The following is a 22,762-nucleotide window of genomic DNA, read 5'->3' on the forward strand; positions in this document are numbered from 1 at the left end:
AGCGTGGACGAGAGCGTGCCGGGGGACCTGAGCGCGCCGACCTTCCACGACCTGTTCCAGGAGTACTTCGCCCAGATGACCCGGCTGGCCCACCTGCTCGGCGCGGACGACGCGGAGAACGTCGCGCAGGAGGCCTTCGTCAAGCTCCACCAGCGGTGGGACTCCCTCACCGACCACACGCGGGTGGCCGGTTACCTGCGCACGACCGTGGTGAACATGTCGCGGTCGCGCACCCGGCACCTGAAGGTGGTGCGCCGGACCCCGCAGGACCGGCCGCCGGACGAGCTGTCCGCCGAGGTCAGAGCCGTCGCCAACTGGGAGCACCAGCAGCTGCGCGCGGTGCTGGAGAAGCTGTCGAGGCGCCAGCGCGAGGTGCTCGTGCTGAGGTATTGGCTGGACCTGAGCACCACGGGCATCGCGGAGACGCTCGGCATCTCACCGGGCACCGTGAAGGCGACCACGCACCACGCGATGGAGAACCTGCGCAAACACTTGGGGGACGACCTGGGAGGTGAGCGATGACCGACCTCGAACGCAAACTGGCCGAGACGCTGAGTGAGCAGGCCCGGGAGGTCACGCCGAACCTCGACGCGGCCTGGGCCGAGCAGATGCGGCGGCAGCGGAAGCCCCGCCGCCGCCGGACGGCCGTGTGGATCGCGCCGCTGGCCGCGGTCCTGGTGGTGCTGACCAGCGTGCTGGTGGTCACGCGGGTGAACAACGCCCCGGCGCCGGTCCAGCCCGCGCGCCCCGGACAGGAGCTGCTGCTCGCCAAGACGGAGAAGGGGTCCATGGACCACCTGCTCACCAAGGGGAGCCGGGCCATCGCCACGGAGTTCGCGGGGCAGACCGACAAGTGGCAGGCCGTGGCCTTCATCGGTGTTCTGGCGAACGCGCCCGGCCGGGATTCGTTCTGCGTCGCGGCCATCCCCCCAGGTGGGGAGCTCGACCAGAAGACTCCGCAGTACGGAACGAACTCGCCGCAGTGCGCAGCGCTCCTCCCGGACGGCGGAAAGACCGTCCTGGCCGGTTACGTCGGCGAAAACGGTGGGCCGCTGCCCGCCGGCAAGGCGGTCTATCTGCTCTCGTCGACGGCCGAACATCTGCGGCTCTACAACGCACAGGGTGATCTGAGCCAAGGCAAGCTGGTCGGCCGGGCTGCCTCGTCCTACCAGGTGTTCCTGGCCGATGTCGTCCCCGGCTCGCCGCCCGTGCGCGCCGAAGTCAGCTGAGTCCGAGCGCCCCCGGCAACGCGGTGATCTTCTCCACCACCGCCGCGGCCTGCTTCAGCACCTCCGGATCCGGCGGAAAGTGCGGGTTCGGCACGGCATAAACCGCCATCCCCGCGGCCAACGCCGACTTCAGCCCGTTGGTCGTGTCCTCCACGGCCGCGCAGTCCGAGGGCGCCACCCCCAGCAGCTCGGCCGCCCGCAGATAAACATCCGGCGCCGGCTTCCCCGCCCCGACCTGCTCGGACGACACCGCCGCGCCCACCGGCAACCCCGTCACGTCCAGGAACCCCTTGATCAGGATCACCGGCGACGAGCTGGCGATCGCCACCGGCCGGCGTGCCGACACCTGCCGCACCACCTCGACCGCGCCCGGGATCAAGGGCGGCTCCTCGGCGTACCGGGCCGCCATGCGCTTGACCACGAGCGTCGCGATCTCCGGTGGGGACAGCTGGGCGCCCAGCTCCTCCACCAGGTAGCGGGCCCATTCCGGGGTGCTCATCCCCTGCTGCGCCCGGGTCGCTTCCGGAAGCCACGTGCCGCCGTGTTCGGCGACGACCGCGCGGCGCACCTCGTCCCAGATCCGCTCCGAATCCACCAGCACGCCGTCGAGGTCGAAGATCACCGCGTCCATGACCTCGAGCCTAGCCTGTGAGCCGACTTACTTAGCTACCCTTACTAAAATTTGTTAGCCTGGCTAAGTGACTTCCCCGATCGCCGATCTCGCCCACCGGCTGCGGCCGCTGGTCTTCCGGCTGTACCACCAGGTGCGCCGGCAGACCCCGCAGCTGACGCTGACCCTCACGCAGGGTTCGGTGCTGAGCGAGCTGGTCAACGGCGGGCCGCGGCGGATGAGCGCGCTGGCGGAGTTCGAGCGGGTCAAGCTGCCGTCGATGACCGACGTCGTCGGCCGGCTCGAACGCCTCGGCCTGGCCACCCGCACGCCGGACCCCGCCGACCGGCGGGCGGTGCTCGTGGACGTCACCGACGAGGGTCGTCGCTTCTACGCCGAGATGGTCGCCGCCCGCGAGGAGTTCCTCCGCGAGCGGCTCATCACGATGGACGACGCCGACCGCGCTGCGATCGAAGCCGCCCTTCCGGCTCTCGCCAAGCTACTTGTCGACACCAAGAAGGAGGAACTGATCAGCGATGAGCGCTGAACACCACTCGAGCCTGCTGGACGCCGTCAAGGGCCAGCCCAAGCAGGTGTGGATCACCGCGTTCGCCGCGGTCATCGCCTTCATGGGGATCGGCCTGGTCGACCCGATCCTGCTCTCCATCGCCAAGGGCCTGGACGCGACGCCGTCGCAGGTCACGCTGCTCTTCTCGTCGTACCTCGGGGTCCAGGTCGTCGCGATGCTGGTCACCGGCGCGGCGAGCGCGAAGTTCGGCCCGAAGCGCACGGTCCTGGTCGGGCTGTCGCTGATCGTCGTGGCGACCGCGCTGTGTTCGGCCGCCGGGTCGATCGAGCAGCTCGTCGGGCTGCGCGCGGTCTGGGGCCTCGGCAACGCGTTCTTCATCGCGACGGCGCTTTCGGTGATCGTCGGCGCCGCGACCGGCGGGCAGTCCGGCGCGATCCTGCTGTACGAGGCCGCGCTGGGCGTCGGTCTGTCGGTCGGCCCGCTGCTGGGCGCGCTGCTCGGCTCGATCTCGTGGCGCGGCCCGTTCCTCGGCACCGCGGTCCTGATGGCCGGCGCGCTCGTGCTCTGCGCGGTCTTCCTCAAGAGCGACAAGCACGAAAAGCGTGACCCGATCAAGCTGCTCGACCCGCTGCGCGCGCTGAAGCACACCGGTCTGCTGCGCACCTCGGTCGCGTCCGCGTTGTACACCGCCGCGTTCTTCGCGGTGCTGGCCTGGTCGCCGTTCGTGCTCGGCTGGAGCGCCATCGCCGTCGGGCTGATCTTCTGCGGCTGGGGCCTGTGCGTCGCGGTGGCGGGAGTGGCTTTGGCGCCGCGGCTGGCCGCCAAGCTCGGTGAGCGGCACGCCGCCGCGGCCGCCGTCTTCGGGTACGCCGTGCTGATGCTGGTCCTGGCCGTGCCGAGCAAGCCGGTGCTGGTCGCCGGGATCATCGTCTCCGGGCTCGTGTCCGGCCTGCTGAACACGCTGTTCACCGGCACCGCGATGTCGATCAGCGACGCGCCGCGCCCGGTCGCCAGCGCGGGGTACAACTTCTGCCGCTGGCTGGGTGGCGCCGTCGCCGCGACGCTCGTCGGACACGTCGCCGAGTGGTTCGGTTCGCCGCAGGCGCCGTTTGTCGCCTCGGCCGTGCTGTGCGTGATCGCGGGTGCACTGCTCTCGCTGAGGGAGCGCAAGGCGGACCCGCACGTGGTGCCGCAGGAGGCGGTGCTCGTCGGCGAAGAGTTCTGAGCCACGGCCATTCGGGTGAGCGGTACACCTACCGTTCACCTGAATGTCTGGCTTGGCTGGTTTTGGGCGCTTAGGTTCGGTTCGTTCCCGAACTCCCACCATGGAGGCGCTGTGCCCGACCGCCTGCTCCCGCTGTACCCCGCCGCCCACCCGGGCGGCCGCTCGCCGATCACCTGCGAATACCGCTGTGGCAACGCCTGCGCCCACCCCGAACCCAACGAGTCCGGGAACGAATACTTCGGCGACGTCGTCAAGGACATCTCCCGCCGCCGGGTCTTCAAAGCGGGCGCCGTGATGGCCGCCGCCGCGGGCGGGTTCGCCGCGCTGTCCGGCACCGCGGCCGCCGCGCCCGCTCCGCAGGGCCACGACCACGGCCCGAAGCCGCGTCCGGTCCCCGGCACCGACTTCGACGCCGTCCCGCCGAACAAGCTCGACCAGGTGAGCATCCCCGACGGATACGCCCAGCGTGTCGTCGTCCGCTGGGGCGACCCGGTCGTCCCGGGCGCGCCGAAGTTCGACTTCGCCAAGCAGACCGCGGCCGCGCAGGCCAAGCAGTTCGGCTACAACAACGACTTCGTCGGCCTGATCCCGCAGGACCCGCTGGGGCTGAGCAACCTGCTGGTCGTGAACCACGAGTACACCACCGAGGTGCACCTGTTCCCGGCCGACCAGTACGACCCGGCCAACCCCACCGAAGAGCAGGTCAAGATCGCCTGGGCGGCGCACGGCCTCTCGGTGCTGCTGACCCGCCGCGACCCGATCCGCGGCGGCCTCGAGGTCGTGCCCAGCCGGTACGGGCGCCGCATCACGCTCGACACGGTCTTCGAGGTGCGCGGCCCGGCCGCCGGCTCGAAGTTCCTGAAGACGTCGGCCGACCCGACCGGGCGCAGGGTCCGGGGCACGCAGAACAACTGTTCCGGCGGTGTGACGCCGTGGGGCACCGTGCTGTCGGGCGAGGAGAACTTCCACCAGTACTTCGCCAACGCGGACAAGGTGACCGACCCGGTCCAGGCCGCGCGGCTCAAGCGCTACCTCGTCGGCACCGGCGCCAGCACCCGCAAGTGGGAGCGCTTCGACCAGCGCTGGGACGTCGCCCAGGAGCCGCAGGAGCCGAACCGGTTCGGCTGGGTCGTCGAGATCGACCCGAACGACCCGACGTCCACGCCGATCAAGCACACCGCGCTCGGCCGGTTCAAGCACGAGGCCGCGAACGTCAAGATCACGGCCGACGGCCACGTCACCGTCTATTCCGGGGACGACGAGCGGTTCGAATACATCTACAAGTTCGTCTCCAAGGGCAAGTACAAGCCCGGCAAGAGCGCGCACGCGCGCCGGCACAACTCGGCGCTGCTCGACGACGGCACCCTGTACGTCGCCCGCTTCACCGGTGACAGCCCCGCCGCCGAGATCGACGGCACCGGCAAGCTCCCGTCGGACAACGAGTTCGACGGCTCCGGCGAGTGGATCCCGCTGGCGAGCGGCAACAAGTCCTTTGTGGACGGTTTCACCGCCGAAGAGGTCTACGTCTTCACGCGCCAGGCCGCCGACAAGGTCGCCGCGACGAAGATGGACCGGCCGGAGGACATCGAGCCGAACCCGGTCAACGGCCGGATCTACGCGGCGCTGACCAACAACACCGACCGCGGCGCGGCGGGCAAAGCCGGCGTCGACGAGGTGAACCCGCGCGTGGCCAACAAGAACGGGCAGATCCTGGAGTGGGAGGAGGCCCGCGGCGACGCGGCGTCGACGAAGTTCTCCTGGCGGCTGCTGCTCGTCTGCGGTGACCCGGCGGCGGCCGACACCTACTTCGGCGGCTTCGACAAGAGCAAGGTCAGCCCGATCTCCTGCCCGGACAACGTCGCCTTCGACCGCCACGGCAACCTGTGGATCGCCACCGACGGCAACGCGCTCGGCGCGAACGACGGCCTGTTCTCGGTGCCGGTGACCGGGCCGGAACGCGGGCACGTCAAGCAGTTCCTCTCGGTGCCGGTCGGCGCCGAGACCTGCGGGCCGGTCGTCACCGACCACGTGGTCCTCGTCGCCGTGCAGCACCCGGGTGAGAACGCGGCGAGCTCGGCGAACCCGACGTCGCACTGGCCGGACGGCGGCACCGCGCAGCCGCGGCCGTCGATCGTCTCGGTGTGGAAGAAGGGCCGCTTCGGGCTGCCCGGCCGCATCGGCGAACGCTGACGCACGGGCCCGCCCCGGCCGAGGTTCACTCTTAAGTGGACGGTTCTCGGCCGGTGCGGGCCCGGGCCCCGCGTCATAGTCGAGGCATGATCCGTTCGGCGCGCTTGGTGGCAGTGACGGTGGCGCTCTCGGGGACGGTCGTGCCCTCGGCCGCCGCGGACCCGCCGCCGGCCTGCGGGGGCGTCGCGGCGAACCCGAGCGTCGAGCAGGTGACGGGCAACGGCGCGCCGGACGGATATGTCTTCAGCCCGGCCGCGCCGGTCCCGCCGGGGACCCCGGCCGCGAAGGCGCCGAAGCTGCTGACCGAGCAGGCCTACGCCGTCGACGGGCAGCGCTCGGCGGTGATCCAGACGCCGGACGGCAAGGCCAGCACTGCCGTCCAGACCGAGCGGTTCGTGCCCGGCGGGGTGTACACGCTGAGCGTGTCGACCGGTTCCCACGCGCCGGCCGCCGGGCCCGCCACCGGTCTGCGGTTCTTCGACGCGACCGGCGCGCAGGTGCAGGAGACCAAGCTGGTCGCCGACCACAACGCGGGTGACGGGCACCTCGCCGAGCAGGACTTTCCGGCGGTGACGGCGCCGGCGAAGGCGACGGCCGTGAAGTTCTTCGCCACGACGAGCGCCGAACGGCTGCGCTGGGACTGCGTCGACCTGCGGCTGGCGGCGTACTCGGTGAAGAAGGAAGTGCAGAACCCGGCGACCGGCGCGTGGGGCTCGTTCGCCACGGTCACCGCGGGCGAGACCGCGCACTACCGCGTCACCGTGACGAACGAAGGCACGCAGGACCTGACCGGGATCACGGTGCAGGACCCGTGGTGCGCGGCGCCGTTCGAGCCGTTCCCGCTGGCCGCGGGCGCGAACAAGCAGCTGACCTGCGACCACCCGAACCTGACGGTCGCCGACACCGGGCACGTCAACACGGCGAAGGTGACCGGGGTGACGTACCCGGGCGGCACGCTGGGCGACAAGACGGCGTCGGCGACGATCACCGTCGTGCCGCCGCCCGCGATCGCGAAGATCGGCGACTTCGTGTGGAACGACCGCAACCGCGACGGCATCCAGGACCCGGGCGAGCCCGGCGTGGCGGGGGTCAAGGTGACGCTGAAGGACGGCGCGGGCGGCACGGTCGGGACGGCGACCACCGACGGCAACGGCAAGTACGGCTTCGAGAAGCTGAAGGACGGCACCTACCAGGTGTGCTTCGCCGTCCCGGCGGACTTCACGGTGACGCGCAAGGACGCGGCCGCCGACGACCGCGACTCCGACGCCGATCCGGACGGCTGCACGGCGCCCCGCACCCTCGGCGGCCCGGCGCGCGAGGACTTCACGGTCGACCTCGGCCTGGCTCCGCCGACCAACCGCATCGGCGACTTCGCCTGGACCGACACGAACGCCAACGGCCTGCAGGATGCGGGCGAGCCGGGCCTGGCGGGAGTGAAGGCAACACTGGCCAACGGCACGAGCGTGGTCACCGGCCCGGACGGCGCGTACGCGTTCACCGGGCTCGAGGACGGCAGTTACCAGGTCTGCTTCACGACGGAAGGGCACAAGCCGACCACGAAGGACGCCGGAGACGACACGAAGGACTCGGACGCGGACCCGGCGACGGGCTGTGCGGAACCGCGGACGCTCGGCCCGGGCCACCGCGAGGACACCACGGTCGACGCCGGGTTCGCACCCGCGTAGGGACGAGCCGCGCCACTACGGTGGAGGGCATGACGGATCTCCCCCTCGCCCTCGTCACCGGCGCTTCCCGCGGCATCGGCGCGGCGGTCGCGCACCAGCTGGCCCCGACCCACCGGCTCCTCCTCGGCGGCCGGGACGCGGATGCCCTCGCCGCCCTCGCGAAAGAGCTTCCGGGTGCGAAGCCGTGGCCCGTCGACCTGACCGATCCGGCTTCCCTCGCCCGGGCGACCGCGGACATCACCGCGCTCGACGTCCTGGTCCACTCCGCCGGCGTGGCGAAGCTCGGCCGGATCGCGGACCTGGACGCCGCGGCCTGGCGGGACAACTTCGAGGTCAACACCCTCGCCGTCGTCGAGCTGACCCGGCTGCTGCTGCCCGCCCTCCGCGCCGCGCGCGGGCACGTCGTCGTGATCAACTCCGGTGCCGGCCGCAATGCACGGCCGGGCTGGTCGCCCTATGCCGCCAGCAAGTTCGCCGTCCGGGCCTTCGCCGACGCGCTGCGGGAAGAGGAGCCCGAGATCCGCGTGACCTCCGTCTACCCCGGCCGCACGGACACCGAGATGCAGCAGGAGATCTTCAAGGGCGAGGGCCGCGAGTACGACACCACGCACCTGCTGAGGGCGGACTCGGTGGCGACCGCGGTGGTGACAGCCGTGTCCGCCACCCCGGACGCCCACCTGACCGAGCTGATGGTCAGGCCGAGCTAACGCAGCCGCGCGGCGGTCTCGGCCACGCCGGCCTGGACCTTCGCGCGGTCCACCTTCGTCGACTCGCCGTGGGCGACCACCTGCTCACCCGCGACCCACACGTCCCGGACCCGGCGCGAGCCCGCCGCCCAGACGAGGTTCGACAGCAGCTGGACGTCCGGGACGTCGAGGCCGCATGCGAACGCCGGGTCGTCGAGGTCGATGTGCACGAGGTCGGCCCAGCGGCCGGGCTCCAGCGCGCCGATGTCGTCGCGGCCCAGCGCCGCCGCGCCACCACGCGTCGCCAGCAGGAAGGCGTCGGCCGCCTTCAGGATCGTCGAGTCGCCCGTGGCCAGGCGGGCGAACATCGCCGAGAGCTGCAGCTCTTCCCAGAGGTCGATGTCGTCGTTGGACGCCGGGCCGTCGGTGCCGAGGCCGACCGCGACACCCGCCGCGCGGAGGTCCGCGACCCGCGCGATGCCCGAAGCCAGCTTCGCGTTCGAACCCGGGCAGTGCGCCATGCCGACGCCGTGGGCCGCGAACAGCGCGATGTCCGCGTCCGACAGGTGGATCGCGTGCGCGGCGAGCACCCGGCCGTCCAGCATGCCGAGCTTCTGCAGCAACGCCGGCACCGAACCGTGCGCCTCGCGGACGACCGTGTCTTCGAGCGCCGCCTCGGCGACGTGGATCTGCACCAGCGCGCCCCGCGCCGCCGCCGACTCCGCCGTCGCGCGCAGGCCCTCTTCGGAGAGCATGTACGCCGAGTGCGGGCCGTAGCCGAGCTCGACGCGGTCGCCGTGGCCGAAGCGCAGGCCGTCGGTGTCGATCCAGCGCTCGATCGCGGTCAGCTGGGCCTGCCAGTCGAGGCCGGGCAGCTGCATCACCGGCGGCGCGACCAGCACGCGGCCGCCTGTCGTGAGCACCGCGTCGACCAGCTGCTCGCCTTCGAAGTACATCTCGGCGCTGGTCGTGACGCCGTGGCGCAGCATCTCGACCGAGCCCAGCAGCATGCCGGTGCGGACGTCTTCGGGCCGCAGCTTCGCTTCGGCGGGCCAGATGATCTCGTTGAGCCAGGGCAACAGCGGCAGGTCGCCGCCCATGCCGCGCAGCAGCGTCATCGGGCTGTGCGCGTGCGTGTTGACCAGACCGGGGAGCAGGATGCCGGTCAGGGTGGTGACCGGTGCGGCGGACTCGGGGGCGGTGGCCGCCGGTCCGCAGTAGGAGATGCGCCCATCGGCGTCCACATCGACGACTGCGTCACGAAGGAGCGAACAGGACGGGTCGGCCGGGAGAACAACAGGGGCGTGGAAACGGTGTGGCATCTCTGGATACTACGCACCCTCGATTACGAGACGACTCCACTCCGCCACGCCCACGCCGCGGTCTCCACCCGGTTCCGCGCGTTGATCTTGCCCTGCACCGAGGCCAGGTGGGTCTTCACCGTGGACAGTGACATGAACAGCTCGGCGCCGATCTCGGTGTTCGTCAGCCCCCGCGCGACCGCCTTCACGACGTCCATCTCCCGCGCGGTCAGCGGTTCCGACGGCGGCTTCGCCCGCGACTTCACCGAGCTGCCGTCGAAGTGCTTGAGCAGCCGGACGGTGATCTGCGGCGACACCAGCGCGTCGCCGCGGTCGGCCGCGCGCACCGCCTCGATCAGCAGCGCCGGACCGGCGTCCTTCAGCAGGAAGCCGGACGCGCCGTTGCGCAACGCCGTGTGCACGTATTCGTCGAGGTCGAAGGTGGTCACGACGACGACCTTCAGCGGGTCGGTGACGTCCGGCCCGGCCAGCTGCCGGGTGACCTCCAGGCCGTCGAGGCCGGGCATGCGGATGTCGAGCAGGCAGACGTCCGGGCGCAGCTCGCGGGCCTTCGAGACCGCCGAGACGCCGTCCGCGACGTCGGCGACCACCTCGATGTCGTCGTGGGACTCCAGGATCATGCGGAACCCCATCCGCACCATCTCCTGGTCGTCGGCGATCAGTACCCGGATCACTCGTTCCCTTCCGCTTCTTCGGTGGCGGCCAGCGGCAGCCAGGCTTCGACGCGCCAGCCGCCGTCCGGGCCGCGCCCGGCCGAGAGCCGGCCCTTGAGCAGCGCGACGCGTTCACGCATGCCGACCAGACCGTAACCGCCCGACCCGCCGGCCGGACGGCGTGCCGTCTCGCGTCCGTTGTCCGTCACCCGCAGGTGCAGCTCTTCACCGCTCACCTCGGCCAGGACGACCGCGTCGGTCGCGTCGGCGGCGTGCTTGCCGACGTTCGTCAGCGACTCCTGCACCAGCCGCAGCGCCGAGCGGCCGACCTCGTGCGGCAGGTCCGGCGGCAGGTCGAGGTGCATCGACGTCGGCACGCCGTGGTTGGCGCCCTCGACCAGTTTCCGCAGGTCGGCGCCGAGGTCGGTGGTCGCCTGCTCGCTGATGCCGGTCGACCCCGCCGGCGCGTCGCCGCGCATCGACCGGACCAGCCGCCGCATCGCCGCGAGGGCCTCGACCCCCGCGTTCTCGATCCGGCCCATCGCCTCGACCGCGACCTGCGGGTTCTTCGCGGCCATCAGCCGCGCCGCCTGCGCCTGCACCACGATCCCGGTGACGTGGTGGGCGACGACGTCGTGCAGCTCGCGGGCCAGCGCCATCCGCTCGGCGGTCTGCGCCTCGCTCACCGCGGACTGGACGACAGTGGTCCGCTCGGAGTCCCGCGACCGCAGCATCAGGCCGACGGCGATCGAGATGCCGAGCAGCAGCGCTGCGGCGAAGGCCAGGACCGCGAGGGTCTGGGGATCGGTCTGCAGCCGGCGGATGGGCTGGTTCGAGTTGACGATCGCCGCGAGCGCGACCACCCCGGACAGCACGGCGACCCGGGGCCACGAGTGGCTCAGCCCGCGGGCGCGGGTCAGGTTGACCACCACGCCCATCCCGGCGATGACCTGCACGAACGGCATCCCGCCGGGCATCGGGTAGGAGCTGCGCAGCTCCAGGAACGGCGTGATGACCGCCGACAGCAGCAGGATCCCGGCGAGGCCGAGGACCGCGTCCGCCGGCCGCCGGGGCGACAGCACCGCGACGACGGCCGCGGCGAGCGAGCAGAACAGGATCGGGAAGCCGCGGGCGGTGTTGGAGTAGGTGTAGCCGAACTCGAAGATCAGCGCGAAGCCGAGCAGGCCCATCAGCGGCCACTGCCCCAGCGCCAGCTGGTTGACCCGGTGGAGCTTGCGCGCCCGCGGGTCGGCCTTCGGGCCGCGGTCCCGGTTCAGGACGGCGGGCAGCACCGCGCCGCCGAGGAGCAGGACGCCGAACAGCATCGCCTGGACCAGCGAGCTCGAGCCGATGCCGCTGAACGTGTTGTAGCGGCCGAACACCGCGACCAGACATCCGACGACCAGGGCGCTGACCACGCAGAACGCCACGCCGGCCCGGGCCCGGCGGGACACGTGGTAGACCATCAGCACCCCGGCCACGACCTCGGTGATGGTCACCTTCGGCAGCACGCTCGAGTACGCGGGGATGTCGAACGCGTGGATGGCCAGGGTGGAGAACACGAGCACGGCCGCGCCGGCCGCACCGGCGACGGCGGCCCGCTCCTGCGCCCAGAGCGCGCAGACCACCATCGCGACCATGCCGGGCAGCAGCCCGAAGTCGACAAAAAGTGGGCCGCTGCTGTCGAGCGCGGCCTGCGTCGTGAAGACGACGTCGAAGAGCAGCGCGGCGTACAGGACGGTCGCGGGCACGCCGATGCGCCGCACCAGGTTGGCGGCGCGGGTGTAGAGCGAGTTCGGCGGGGGCGCGGCGGTCACAACGTGACGTTAGAGGATCCACCGCGGTTCGCACCTTGGCCGAGTGGCTCGCGCTCCCTCGGCCGATCGGCCGATGCGGCACCCCGCGGCACTGGCCGTCTGCCCGAAGTGGACGCCCCCCGCCGTCGGCGAAGCTCAGCACCACAAGATCCCGACCGACAGGGGAGAACCTCGTGGACCCGAACACTCCACAGTGGACGAACGGACCGGTGCTGTCCGGCCGCGGCCTCGTGAAGCGCTACGGCGCGCAGTACGCGCTGGCCGGCATCGACATCGACATCCAGCCGGGCGACGCCGTCGCCATCGTCGGGCCGTCCGGCTCGGGCAAGACGTCGCTGCTGCACGTGCTGGCCGGCATCCTGCGCGCCGACGACGGCCAGATCTTCCTGGCCGGTCAGCGGGTCGACCACCTCGGAGAGAAGAAGCGCAGCGAGCTGCGCCGCACCGAGTTCGGCTTCGTCTTCCAGTCGGGGATGCTCGTCGCGGAGCTGACGGCCGAAGAGAACGTCGCGCTGCCGTCGCTGCTGGCCGGGCTCGGCCGCAAGGAGGCCATCGACGCCGGCCGCGTCTGGCTCTCGCGCCTCGGCCTGGCCGGCAAGGAGCGCCGCCGCCCCGGTGAGCTGTCCGGCGGTGAGGCCCAGCGCGTCGCGATCGCGCGGGCGCTGACCCACCGGCCGAAGGTGATCTTCGCCGACGAGCCGACCGGTGCGCTCGACACGCGCACCGGCCGCGACACGATGGACGCCCTGCTCGGCGCGGCCCACGAGACCGGCGCCGCGGTGCTCGTCGTGACCCACGACCGCGAGCTCGCCGAGTCGATGCCGAAGACCGTCGCCATCCGGGACGGCCTGATCGCCACGAGGCTCGCGGCATGAACTCGCTCCAGATCGCCCTGCGGGTGCTGAGGGTCGACCGCCGGACCCGGACGTCGGCGATCCTCACCGCGGTCGGGGTGGCCGTCGCGACCGGGCTGGTGCTGCTGCTGGCCACATTGCCGTTCGCCACCCAAAACCGCGAACAGCGTGCCCTCTGGCAGGGCGACCAGTTCTACAGCCGCAACTCCGACGGCCCGGCGAAGCTGCTGTACTCCGCCTCGAAGGACTACTTCGGCGGGCAGCAGATCATCCGCGTCGACGTCGCACTGGCGCCCGGCGCCACCACGGCGGGGCTCGAGCTGCCGGCCGGTGTGCCGCAGCTGCCCGGCCCGGGTGAGACCGTCGTGTCGCCCGCGCTCGGCCGCCTGCTGCAGGGCCACCCGGCCGACCAGCTCGGCGACCGGTTCGGCAAGCCTGTCGGCGCGCTCGGCGACGACGGCCTGCGGTTCCCCGAGCAGCTCGTAGCGCTGACCGGGCACACCCCGGACCAGATGCCGGAGTCCTCTTCGCAGGTCGCGGGTTTCCCGAAGGGCGAGGCCCGCCCGGACGGCCTGCTCATGCTGCTGTCCTGGGTCGGGATCATCGTGCTGCTGGTGCCGAGCCTGGTGCTGGTCGCGTCGTCGGCCCGGCTGACCGCGGCCCGGCGCGAACGGCGGCTCGCCGCGATCCGGCTGGCCGGCGCGACCCCGGGGCAGGTCACGAACATGGTGGCCGCCGAGACGACGTTGTCGGCCGGCGTAGGCGCCCTGCTCGGGCTGGTGCTGAGCCCGGCGCTGCACGGCCTCGCGTCGTTCGTGCCGTGGGCCGGCGGCACCTGGCTCGCGGCCGACTTCGCGCTCCCGGTGGGCCTGACGGTGTTCATCGTCCTGGCGATCCCGGTTCTCGTGGTGCTGGCCGGCGTCCTCGGCCTGCGGCGGGTGCTGAAGAACCCGCTGTTCGCGACCGGCGGCCACACGAAGAAGCCGTTGCGCTGGTGGCGCCTGCTCGCGCTGCCCGCGGCCGGGCTGTTCTTCCTCGTCGCGGTGACGACGGCGAAGGACTCCGGCGGCATCACGATGGTCATGGCCGGGCTGTTCCTGCTGGTCGGGTCGGCCGCGATCGTCGGGCCGTGGGTGACCTCGGCGGTGGGCGGCACGTTCGTCCGGATCTGGCGCCGCCCGTCTTCGCTGCTCGCCGGCCGCCGCCTGCGTGACGACCCGAAGGGCGCCTACCGGGCGTCCGCCGGGATCGTGCTCGCGGTGTTCGCCGGGTCGATGGCGCTGACGCTGCTGCCGACGTTCGAGTCGATGGCCGGCGGGGGCCGGTCCTTCCAGGACTCCGTGCTCTACGTCGACACCGACGGCCAGCACGCGAGCAAGATCGTCGACCAGGCCAACGCGTCGCTGCAGAAGTACGGCCAGCCCGACAAGGCGGTCGCGGTCGGCGAGGTCTACCTGGTGCAGGGTGAGGGCTCGCAGCGGACCGGCCACCGCGCGCTGGTGATGAGCTGCGCCGACGCGGTCAAGCTGACCCGGTTCGGGCTCGGCGCGGAGAACTGCACCGGCGGCCCCGCCGTCTTCGGCGACTCGGCGCTCGACCTGGCGCAGTACAAGATCGCCGGCAACTGGGAAGGACCGGCGGTCGCGGTCAAGTCGGGGACGCGGGCGGAAGCCATCCACCTGCCGGACTCCGACCTCTCGAGCACGTCGATCATCGACCCGGCCGCGATGCCGGACGGCCTGGTGCCCAAGTTCGTCACCGTGGTCGCGCCGACGACCGACGCGAACCGCGAGATCGTCCGGACGGCGCTGGCCGGCCCGGCCGCCGGCGAGGAGGTCGGCAGCCGCGACCAGTACCTGTTCAACCAGCAGACCGAGCTCGGCGACCTGCGCCGGGTGACGGTGATCGGGCTGATCGCGGCCGGGGTCCTGGCCGGCTGCAGTGCTGCGGTCGCGACCGCGGGCTCGGTGATGGACCGCCGCCGGACGTTCGGGGCGCTGATGGCGGCGGGCACGCCGGTGCGGGTGCTGTCACGGGCGTTGCGGATGGAGGCCGCGCTGCCCGCGCTGGTCGCCACGATCGGCGCGGGAATCGTCGGGGTGCTCGTCGGTGTTGGGCTCTACAGCATGGTCGACGAGCGGGGCATCGTGCTCAGCCCGTGGATCCTGGCGCCGGTGGTGCTCGGGGTCGGGGTGGCGCTGCTCGGCGCGTCGGTCTGCACGCCCGCCCTCAAGCGGGTTCAGGCCGAGCCGCTGGCCGACGAATAGGGAGGAAGTTCGCCCCTCTGTCGGGGGAGGGGCGAACTCCTACCGCTTTTCGAAGATCAGGTCGTGCGAGACGCGGCCTTCGACGTCCGCGCGCTGCTCGAACTTGGTCACCGGCCGCCACTCCGGCCGCGGCGCCCAGCCGTCGTACCGGTTCTTCAGCGCCGGTTCCGCGGAGCAGACCTCGAGCATCTGCTCGGCGTAGTTCTCCCAGTCGGTCGCCATGTGGAACGTCCCGCCGGGCGCGAGCCGCGACGCCACGAGCGCGGCGAACGACGGCGACACGATCCGCCGCTTGTGGTGCTTCTTCTTCGGCCACGGGTCCGGGAAGAACAGCCGGACGCCGTGCAGCGACCCCGGCTCGACGTGCTCGGTCAGCAGGATGACGGCGTCACCGTGCAGCAGCCGCAGGTTCTCGACGCCCAGTTTTTCGGCGCGCAGCATCAGCTGGCCGAGGCCGGGGTCGTAGACCTCGACGGCGACGTAGTTCAGCTCCGGCGCGGCGGCGGCGAGCTGCGACGTCGTCTCGCCCATGCCGGAGCCGATCTCGACCAGCACCGGCGCCTCGCGGCCGAACCACGCGGCGAAGTCCAGCTTCCCGTCGGGCAGCTCGCCGACGGTGCGGCCCATTCCCGGCCACAGCTCGTCCCACGCGCGTTGCTGCCCGACGGTCATCCGGCCGCCGCGTTTCACATAACTGACGACGCTGCGCAGCCGGGTCTGGTCCTCGTTTTCCACCCACCGAGGTTAACGAACGGCTTCGAGCTCCCCGAGACGAGACCGCAGCCCCGCCAGCCCGGCGATCGGGATCGGGTCCGGCGTCGGCCCGCTGTGCGCGGGCAGGACGTCGATCCAGCCCGGGTGCCGGTCGGTGTTCATCACCGTGGTGGGAATCGCGTGTCCCGATTTCCCGCGCTCGGACGGCATGAACTCCCAGTAACCGGATTCCCCGTCCGCGGCCCACGGCACGAATTCCCAGCCCGGCCGCCGGCCGAGCAGTTGTGCGATGCGGTCTTCGACGCGGAAACCCTGTTCGCGGGAATCGAGCTTGCCGTCCGCGATGGCGCGCAGCCACCACGGCGCGGGGATCGGTCCCGCCATCCCCGCCGAGGCGCGGAACAGGGCCAGGACGCTGTCTTCGGGCGCGCGGTGCACCCACGCCCGGCGGAGCTCGGCGGGCGAGCCCGCGGTCATGGCGGCCTGCGGGAGCTCGATCGCCCGCGACCATTCGAGGTCCAACATCGGTTCGAGCCGGGGTGCGGCGTCTTCGACGCGGGCTCGGGGAATGGTGCTGCCCAGTTCTTGACCGGTGTCCACCGTCAAGGATCACCTCCAGGGGAGCTAGACGGTTCCGGTTCGCTCTCTTACGAATATTGCCTGGTCATAGCATTATGTCCGGTGCCTGTGAGAGAAGCCACAGCCTCTTCATCTTCTCTTAACGTGATTTTTTGCGGTACTGCGACGGCGGTCACGCTCAGGCGTCGCGCCGGGCCGTGACGAGCACTCCGGCCACGAAGAGTGCAACGCTGATCGCCGCGAAGTAACCGAGGTAGCCCCACGGCCCGAGCGGCGCCGGCGGCAGCTGGAACGCGCCGCCGGTGAATCCGCTCGCCCCGACGAACTCGTCGGCCGCGTGGAACGGCATCCACTGGAAGATGTGCTTGCCGGCACCCGGGATGAACACGATCACCCCTTCGAGCACCTGGGTCCAGACGAGGACGGCCGTCAGCCCGAAGGCGACACTGCGCACCAGCAGGGCGACCCCGACCCCGGCCACGGCGGTCACCAGGAAGACCAGGCCCTGCCCGACGACCGAGCGCCAGTCCGCGCCCGAGTGCAGCGCCAGGTCGGCGTCCGGCTGCACGAGCGTCGCCAGGCCCCACGAGCCGAAGCCGACGACCAGTCCGAGCACGGCGGCGACCGCGCTGATCACCACGGCCTTCGCCACCAGCGCCGGCACCCGGCTCGGCACGGCCTGGAAGGTCAGCCGCATCGTGCCCCAGTTGAACTCCGACGCCGTCGCGAGCACGGCGAAGACCAGCAGCACGGTCCGGCCGTTGCCACTGGCGAGCTGGGTGTTGCCGACGGTCGCCGGGATCTCGGGCCCGGCCAGCGCGAAGAACAACGCCGTGAAGCCGAGCGGCGCGACGAGCGCGATGGCCAGGCACCACCACGGCGCCCGGGTGCTGAAGAGCTTGATGCGCTCGGCGCGCAGGAGGTTGGTGGTCATGCTCATTTCGCGACCTCCGAGGGAGCCGCCGCCGGGAACTCGACGGCTTCACGGGTGAGATCGAGGTAGGCCTGCTCGAGCGAGCCGGCGATCGGGCTCAGCTCGTGCAGGGTCGCGCCGGCGTCGAAGGCGAGCTGCCCGATCCGGTCGCTGTCGAGGCCGGACACCACGAAGGCGCCGTCCGCCTCGGTGAACCGGGCCTGCCCGGTGAGGGCGGCCCGCAGCTCGTCGGCGTGCGGGGTCCGGACGCGCACCCCGTGCTCACTCGTGCGGTCGACGAACTCCTCCATCGTGCCCTGGTAGATCAGCCGGCCCCGGCCGATCACCACCAGGTCCTGCGCGGTCTGCGCCATCTCGGGCAGCAGGTGGCTGGAGACGAACACCGTCCGGCCTTCGGCGGCCAGCGCGTGCAGCAGCTGCCGGATCCAGGCCATGCCCTCGGGGTCGAGCCCGTTCACCGGCTCGTCGAACAGCAGCACCCGCGGGTCGCCCAGCATCGCGGCGGCGATGCCCAGCCGCTGCTGCATGCCCAGGGAGTACTGCAGGACGCGGGTCTTCGCGACGCTCGTCAGCCCGACCAGCGCTAGCACCTCGCCGACCCGCTTGTCCGGGATGCCGTTGGTCGCGGCCAGCCAGCGCAGGTGCTCGCGCCCGCTGCGGCCGGGGTGGCGCCAGGTGGCGTCCAGCATCGCGCCGACCGTCCTGAGTGGATCTTTCAGCTGCCGGTAGGCGACGCCGTCGACCAGCACCCGGCCCGCGTCGGGCGAGTCGAGGCCGAGGACCAGCCGCATGGTCGTGGACTTGCCGGCGCCGTTCGGGCCGAGGAACCCGGTGACCCGCCCCGAGCGCGCGGTGAAGGTGAGGTCGTTCACCGCGGTGGTGGCGCCGTACCGCTTGGTCAGTGCCGTCGCTTCGATCATCTGCTCCCCCGTCGGTGTCCCGGGGAGCCTACTGCGAAACGGGAATCCGGGCCGCCCCCCGACAGCGCGGCCCGGATTCCCGTTCCCTTCCCCTTCCCCTGTTCCCCCTTTTACGCGTCCCGCTTCTTCGCGACCCCGAGCGCGACGAGCAGGAACACGATCGCGATGCCGGCGAAGTACGCCAGCGCCCAGCCGGGGCTCAGCGGCGAGTCCGACGGCGCCGGGCCGTCGACGACTGCCGAGCCGCGCAGGAACTTGTTCGCGACGTTGAACGGCAGCCACTCGTGGATGTGGGCGCCGATCTTCGGGATCAGCTGCACGAGCTCTTCCACGGCCAAGTAGTAGATGAGCAGCAGTGCGATGGCGCCGGCGCTGTGCCGGACCAGGATCCCGAGTGCGACGGCGAGCACGGCGCTGACGGCGAACACCGGGCCGAGGCCCGCGACGTTCATCCAGTCCTGCGCGCTGTGCAGGCCGAGGTTGTCGTCCGGCCGCATCAGCATGCCGAGACCGAGCGCGCCGAACGCGGCGATCTCGCCGATGACCAGCGCGACCAGCGCGACGACGACCGCCTTGGCGACGAGCGCCGGCGAGCGGTGCGGCACGGCCTGGAACGTGGTGCGGATGGTGTTGAAGCGGTATTCGGTGGTCACCGCGAGCGCGGCGAGCACCATCACGACGGCGATGCCGAACTGGGTGCCGCCGAACTGGAGGGCGGACACCGTGACCGGCGTGTCGGACGCGCCGGAGATGATGGCCGCGAAGCCGATGGTCAGGGCCAGGGTGATGAGCGCGCACCACCACGGCGAGCGGGTGCTGAACAGCTTGATGCGTTCGACCGCGAGCAGGTTCATGATCTTGGCTTCCCCGTTTACTTGGCGGACTCGAGCACGTGCTGCGCCTCGGCGTCGAGCCCGGTGTGGTACTCGACGGAGTCGCCGGTGATCTGCATGAAGGCCTGCTCAAGCGAGCCGGTCTGCGGGCTCAGCTCGTGCAGCACGATCCGGTTGGACGCGGCGATTTCGCCGATCTTGTCGCTGTCCATTCCGGACACGACAAGCGCGGTGTCGTCCCCGGCGACCCCGGCGCTCGCCCGCTGCAGGACGTCCCGCAGCTCGGCCAGCTGCGGCGAGCGGACCTTCACGGTGTTCTCCGCCGCGCGGGAGACGAAGTCCTGCGTGGACGACTGCGAGATCAGCTGCCCGCGGCCGATCACCACGAGGTCGCTGGCGGTCAGCGCCATCTCCGAAAGCAGGTGGCTCGAGACGAAGACGGTGCGGCCTTCGTCGGCCAGGCGGTGCATGAACTTCCGGATCCAGAGGATGCCCTCGGGGTCGAGACCGTTCACCGGCTCGTCGAACAGCAGTACCTCGGGGTCGCCCAGCAGGGCCGCCGCAATGCCGAGCCGCTGCGACATGCCGAGGGAGAACCCGCCGGCCCGCTTGCCGGCGACGCTCGTCAGGCCGACGGTGTCGAGCACCTCGTCGACGCGGGCGTTCGGGATGCGGTTGGACTTCGCCATCCACTGCAGGTGGGCGCGCGCCGAGCGGTTGGGGTGCACCCACTTCGCGTCGAGCAGCGCGCCGACGGTGCGCAGCGGCTCCTTGAGGTCGTGGTACTTCTTGCCCCCGACGGTGACCTGCCCGCCGGTCGGGTTGTCCAGGCCCAGGACCATGCGCATGGTGGTGGACTTGCCCGCCCCGTTGGGGCCGAGGAAGCCGGTGACCTTGCCCGCGGCCACGGAGAACGACAGGTTGTTCACCGCCAGCGTCTTTCCGTACCTTTTGGTGAGGCCGGTTGCCTCGATCATGGCTGCTCCTCTTCGCCCCTCGCTTACGACGAGTACATCGTCGCGGGTCGGCGGCCGTTCGCGCGTCACCCTGTAGGCCGAACCGGTCCCCCTACCTGAGTAGTACCTTGCTGGCTCTTCGGCCGATGCGCGATCCGTGATGACCCTGAGGCGACCCTGATTCGCGGTCATTAATGAACTATGGTTCAATAATGGCGTGGCCCGGCCGAAGAGCATCACCGACGAGCGGTTGCTGGCTGCGGCGGAGACCGTGATCGGCCGCTGCGGCCCCGGTTTCACGCTGGCGCAGGTAGCCGCTGAGGCGGGTGTCTCGGTCGGCACGGTCGGGCAGCGGTTCGGGTCGAAGAGCGGGCTGCTGCAGGAGATGAGCCGGCGGGCCACCCGGCGGGCGGTCGAGCTGATGCGGGAGTGCGCCGAGCGGGCGGACGACCCGGTCGTCGGCCTGCGCGACGCGGCGGTGGCGGTCTACGCGGTGCTCGGGGACGCCGAGGAGGCGGCGAACCACCTGGGCCAGCTCGGCGTGGACATCGGCGACCCGGTGCTGCGGGCGCTGCTCGGCGAGCACTTCACCGCCGTCGAAGAAGAGCTGCGACGGCTGGTGCGGGCGGCGGCTTCTTCGCTGCCTGCCGCACCGAGCGTGCCGCGGGCCGCGCGGGTGGTGCTCGACGTGATCAACGGAGTGTCGATCGACTGGTCGATCCGGCCGCACGGGCGGCTGGCGGACCGGCTGGCGGAGGACGTCGACGCGGTGCTTTCCGCGTGGCGGGGACGGGAGGATTCATGAGTTTGCAGGGCAAGGTGGCCGTGGTGACGGGCGCGACCCGGGGCTGCGGGCGGGCGATCGCGGTGGAGCTCGGCCGCGCGGGCGCGACGGTGTACGTCACCGGCCGCACGACGCGCGAAACGGTGTCGCCGATGAAGCGCCCGGAAACGATCGAAGAGACGGGCGAGCTGGTCGAAGCGGCGGGCGGTCGCGCGGTGGTCGTCCGCTGCGACTTCTCGTCGCAGTCCGATGTGGACGCGCTGAAGGCCCGCATCGAGTCCGAAGTGGACGGAATCGACATCCTGGTCGACGACGTCTGGGGCGGCGACATGTACTTCCACTTCGACGCGCCGTTCTGGGAGACGCCGCTCGAAGACGCGCTGAACCTGACGCACAACGCGCTCGACACCCACCTCATCGCGTTGCACAAGCTCCTGCCGCTGGTGGTCGCGCGGCGCGGGCTGGTGCTGGAGGTGACCGACGGCGACAACGACGACTACGTCGGCGCGGGCCTGCCGTACTACCTGGCCAAGTGCGGCATCCGCGCGCTCGGCCGGGCGCTGGGCGTGGAGCTGAAGAAGAACGACTGCGTCGGCCTCGCCGTGACCCCGGGCTTCCTGCGCTCGGAGTCGATGCTGAACGCGTTCGAGGTCACGGAGGACAACTGGCGCGACGCGGTCGGCAAGATCGCACCGGTCGACTTCAAGATCTCCGAGACGCCGTACCTGCTGGCCCGCGGCGTCGCGGCGCTGGCGCAGGACCCCGCGGTCTCCCGCTTCGCCGGCCAGACGCTGGCGTCCTGGACGCTGATGAAGGAGTACGGCTACACGGACATCGACGGCGACCGCCCGGACTTCGGCCGCTGGATCACCGAAGTCCGCCACTCAGGCAAGGACCCAGCAACCACCCCACCCGACAACTTCCGCTGACACACCCCCGCACTTTCACGTGAAAGTGCCGTCCTGGGACCCGCACTTTCACGTGAAAGTGCGGGTTGTGCACAAGTGGGCGGAGGTGTGGACAACTGGGGAAAGTTGATCTTGAGGTGGTGGTGGGCGGCGGGGCCTGCGGCATGCTCGGGGCGTGTTCTTCGCCAACGCCGAGTTTTCCCAGCCGTTTCTGGGTAGTCACGCCATCGCCGAGGGATCGGTGACCAAGACGGACCTGCGATCTCCGCTCTTCACCAGGCTCTTGCGCAACGTCTACGTGGCCTCGACGGTCTCGGTCACGCACTCGCTCCGGTGCAAGGCCGCGGCGCTGGTCGCGCCGCCGAGCGCTGTTCTCACCGGGTGCTCGGCGGCGGCCGTCCGTGGCTTGGAACTGGTCGGAGCGCACGACCCGGTCGAGCTGATCCTGCCCGAAAGTGTGCTGTTCGTCCGGCAGGACGGCGTGCACGTCCGGCGGACCAGCCGGGGAGCGATCGACAGCGAGCCGTGGCAAGAGATCCGGCTGGCCTCTTCATTGCGTCTGACCCTCGACATCTTGACCAACACGAAGCTGCACCGATCACTGCCGAGAGTCGTCGGCTACCTCGACGCTCTGCTGAGGGCCGGCGAGGTGGACGCTCCAGTGCTCGTGAACTACATGAGGGGCCGCCGCGACAACGGGATCGTGCGCGCGAAGAGGGCGCTCCGGCTGGCCGATCCCCGTGCGGAGAGCATCCCGGAGTCCGAGTTACGGGTCTGGCTGACGGTCGCCGGCCTCGAACCCGACCTGCAGGTTCCGGTCCACGACGAACGTGGCGCTTTCGTCGGCCGGCTGGACCTGGCATTTTCCGCGCAGAAGCTCGCAGTGGAGTACGACGGCGACTGGCATCGCGGCGGCGACCAGCCGCAACGCGATGAGGTACGACGGAAAGCGATCCGCGCGCTCGGCTGGCGCTTCGTGATCGTCACCAAAGCCGAGCTCTACGAGGCGCCGAAGGCCGTGGTGGCGTCGGTCCGGGCCGCACTTTCACGTGAAAGTGCGGCTTGAG

At 71.2% G+C, this 22,762-nt stretch carries 22 protein-coding genes; 12 read left to right on the forward strand and 10 right to left on the reverse strand.

Annotated elements, in window-relative coordinates; all coding sequences use genetic code 11:
- Positions 1–3: 3 nt before the first annotated feature.
- Positions 4–522 (forward strand): RNA polymerase sigma factor, encoded by a 519-nt coding sequence (locus ACZ61C_RS14540; RefSeq protein ID WP_465306654.1) that lies wholly within the window; start codon positions 4–6, stop codon positions 520–522.
- On the forward strand, positions 519–1,229 hold the full coding sequence (locus tag ACZ61C_RS14545) for a hypothetical protein (RefSeq protein WP_465306656.1): 711 nt from the start codon (positions 519–521) through the stop codon (positions 1,227–1,229). Before ACZ61C_RS14540 ends, ACZ61C_RS14545 begins: the two co-directional genes overlap by 4 nt.
- On the opposite strand, the gene ACZ61C_RS14550 is transcribed toward ACZ61C_RS14545, so the two are convergent.
- Positions 1,222–1,860, reverse strand: coding sequence for an HAD family hydrolase (locus tag ACZ61C_RS14550; protein ID WP_465306658.1), 639 nt, complete (start codon positions 1,858–1,860; stop codon positions 1,222–1,224). The two genes, ACZ61C_RS14545 and ACZ61C_RS14550, sit on opposite strands and share 8 nt — an antisense overlap.
- A gap of 67 nt (positions 1,861–1,927) precedes the next feature.
- On the opposite strand from ACZ61C_RS14550, the gene ACZ61C_RS14555 reads away from it, so the two are divergent.
- The 5 genes from ACZ61C_RS14555 (at position 1,928) to ACZ61C_RS14575 (ending at position 8,175) form a co-directional block, all read left to right on the forward strand.
- Positions 1,928–2,386: a MarR family winged helix-turn-helix transcriptional regulator gene (locus ACZ61C_RS14555; protein ID WP_465306660.1), complete on the forward strand. Its 459-nt coding sequence runs from the start codon at positions 1,928–1,930 to the stop codon at positions 2,384–2,386.
- Positions 2,376–3,593 (forward strand): MFS transporter, encoded by a 1,218-nt coding sequence (locus ACZ61C_RS14560; protein ID WP_465306662.1) that lies wholly within the window; start codon positions 2,376–2,378, stop codon positions 3,591–3,593. Before ACZ61C_RS14555 ends, ACZ61C_RS14560 begins: the two co-directional genes overlap by 11 nt.
- Before the next feature lie 111 nt (positions 3,594–3,704).
- Positions 3,705–5,783, forward strand: coding sequence for a PhoX family protein (locus ACZ61C_RS14565; protein ID WP_465306664.1), 2,079 nt, complete (start codon positions 3,705–3,707; stop codon positions 5,781–5,783).
- A gap of 86 nt (positions 5,784–5,869) precedes the next feature.
- Positions 5,870–7,468: a DUF7850 domain-containing protein gene (locus ACZ61C_RS14570; protein WP_465306666.1), complete on the forward strand. Its 1,599-nt coding sequence runs from the start codon at positions 5,870–5,872 to the stop codon at positions 7,466–7,468.
- Positions 7,469–7,497: 29 nt separating this feature from the next.
- On the forward strand, positions 7,498–8,175 hold the full coding sequence (locus ACZ61C_RS14575) for an SDR family oxidoreductase (RefSeq protein ID WP_465306668.1): 678 nt from the start codon (positions 7,498–7,500) through the stop codon (positions 8,173–8,175).
- Here ACZ61C_RS14575 and ACZ61C_RS14580 read toward each other — a convergent pair.
- Genes ACZ61C_RS14580 through ACZ61C_RS14590 form a run of 3 tightly spaced genes read right to left on the reverse strand, consistent with a single transcriptional unit; the run spans position 8,172 to position 11,946 of the window.
- Complete coding sequence (locus ACZ61C_RS14580) at positions 8,172–9,476, reverse strand: amidohydrolase family protein (protein ID WP_465306670.1); 1,305 nt, start codon at positions 9,474–9,476, stop codon at positions 8,172–8,174. The genes ACZ61C_RS14575 and ACZ61C_RS14580 overlap by 4 nt on opposite strands.
- Before the next feature lie 23 nt (positions 9,477–9,499).
- A complete protein-coding gene (locus ACZ61C_RS14585) occupies positions 9,500–10,150 on the reverse strand; it encodes a response regulator (protein WP_465306672.1) in 651 nt (216 codons plus the stop codon).
- The gene (locus ACZ61C_RS14590; protein WP_465306674.1) at positions 10,147–11,946 is read right to left on the reverse strand and encodes a sensor histidine kinase; all 1,800 of its coding nucleotides are present in this window, start codon (positions 11,944–11,946) and stop codon (positions 10,147–10,149) included. The genes ACZ61C_RS14585 and ACZ61C_RS14590 overlap by 4 nt, the downstream gene beginning before the upstream one ends.
- A gap of 173 nt (positions 11,947–12,119) precedes the next feature.
- On the opposite strand from ACZ61C_RS14590, the gene ACZ61C_RS14595 reads away from it, so the two are divergent.
- Positions 12,120–12,821: an ABC transporter ATP-binding protein gene (locus ACZ61C_RS14595; RefSeq protein ID WP_465306676.1), complete on the forward strand. Its 702-nt coding sequence runs from the start codon at positions 12,120–12,122 to the stop codon at positions 12,819–12,821.
- On the forward strand, positions 12,818–15,067 hold the full coding sequence (locus tag ACZ61C_RS14600) for an FtsX-like permease family protein (RefSeq protein WP_465306678.1): 2,250 nt from the start codon (positions 12,818–12,820) through the stop codon (positions 15,065–15,067). The genes ACZ61C_RS14595 and ACZ61C_RS14600 overlap by 4 nt, the downstream gene beginning before the upstream one ends.
- A 39-nt stretch (positions 15,068–15,106) precedes the next feature.
- Here ACZ61C_RS14600 and trmB read toward each other — a convergent pair whose 3' ends face one another.
- From trmB to ACZ61C_RS14630, 6 genes are all read right to left on the reverse strand, one after another.
- Entirely contained in the window at positions 15,107–15,802 is a 696-nt protein-coding gene (gene trmB, locus ACZ61C_RS14605) for a tRNA (guanosine(46)-N7)-methyltransferase TrmB (protein ID WP_465306680.1), read from the reverse strand.
- 9 nt (positions 15,803–15,811) lie between these two features.
- On the reverse strand, positions 15,812–16,363 hold the full coding sequence (locus tag ACZ61C_RS14610) for a hypothetical protein (protein ID WP_465307040.1): 552 nt from the start codon (positions 16,361–16,363) through the stop codon (positions 15,812–15,814).
- Positions 16,364–16,538: 175 nt separating this feature from the next.
- Entirely contained in the window at positions 16,539–17,294 is a 756-nt protein-coding gene (locus ACZ61C_RS14615; RefSeq protein ID WP_465307042.1) for a hypothetical protein, read from the reverse strand.
- Positions 17,295–17,296: 2 nt separating this feature from the next.
- A complete protein-coding gene (locus tag ACZ61C_RS14620; protein ID WP_465306682.1) occupies positions 17,297–18,214 on the reverse strand; it encodes an ATP-binding cassette domain-containing protein in 918 nt (305 codons plus the stop codon).
- A gap of 110 nt (positions 18,215–18,324) precedes the next feature.
- Positions 18,325–19,068 (reverse strand): hypothetical protein, encoded by a 744-nt coding sequence (locus ACZ61C_RS14625; RefSeq protein WP_465306684.1) that lies wholly within the window; start codon positions 19,066–19,068, stop codon positions 18,325–18,327.
- A 17-nt stretch (positions 19,069–19,085) separates the two neighbouring features.
- Positions 19,086–20,024 (reverse strand): ABC transporter ATP-binding protein, encoded by a 939-nt coding sequence (locus ACZ61C_RS14630; RefSeq protein ID WP_465306686.1) that lies wholly within the window; start codon positions 20,022–20,024, stop codon positions 19,086–19,088.
- A gap of 196 nt (positions 20,025–20,220) precedes the next feature.
- Between ACZ61C_RS14630 and ACZ61C_RS14635 the strand changes: the two genes are divergently transcribed.
- From ACZ61C_RS14635 to ACZ61C_RS14645, 3 genes are all read left to right on the forward strand, one after another.
- Entirely contained in the window at positions 20,221–20,808 is a 588-nt protein-coding gene (locus tag ACZ61C_RS14635; RefSeq protein WP_465306688.1) for a TetR/AcrR family transcriptional regulator, read from the forward strand.
- Positions 20,805–21,716, forward strand: a complete 912-nt coding sequence (locus ACZ61C_RS14640) for an SDR family NAD(P)-dependent oxidoreductase (protein WP_465306690.1) — start codon at positions 20,805–20,807, stop codon at positions 21,714–21,716. The genes ACZ61C_RS14635 and ACZ61C_RS14640 overlap by 4 nt, the downstream gene beginning before the upstream one ends.
- Before the next feature lie 154 nt (positions 21,717–21,870).
- On the forward strand, positions 21,871–22,761 hold the full coding sequence (locus tag ACZ61C_RS14645) for an endonuclease domain-containing protein (protein ID WP_465306692.1): 891 nt from the start codon (positions 21,871–21,873) through the stop codon (positions 22,759–22,761).
- The last annotated feature ends 1 nt before the right edge of the window (position 22,762 follow it).

This window comes from Amycolatopsis sp. NPDC104587 (genome assembly GCF_055583645.1).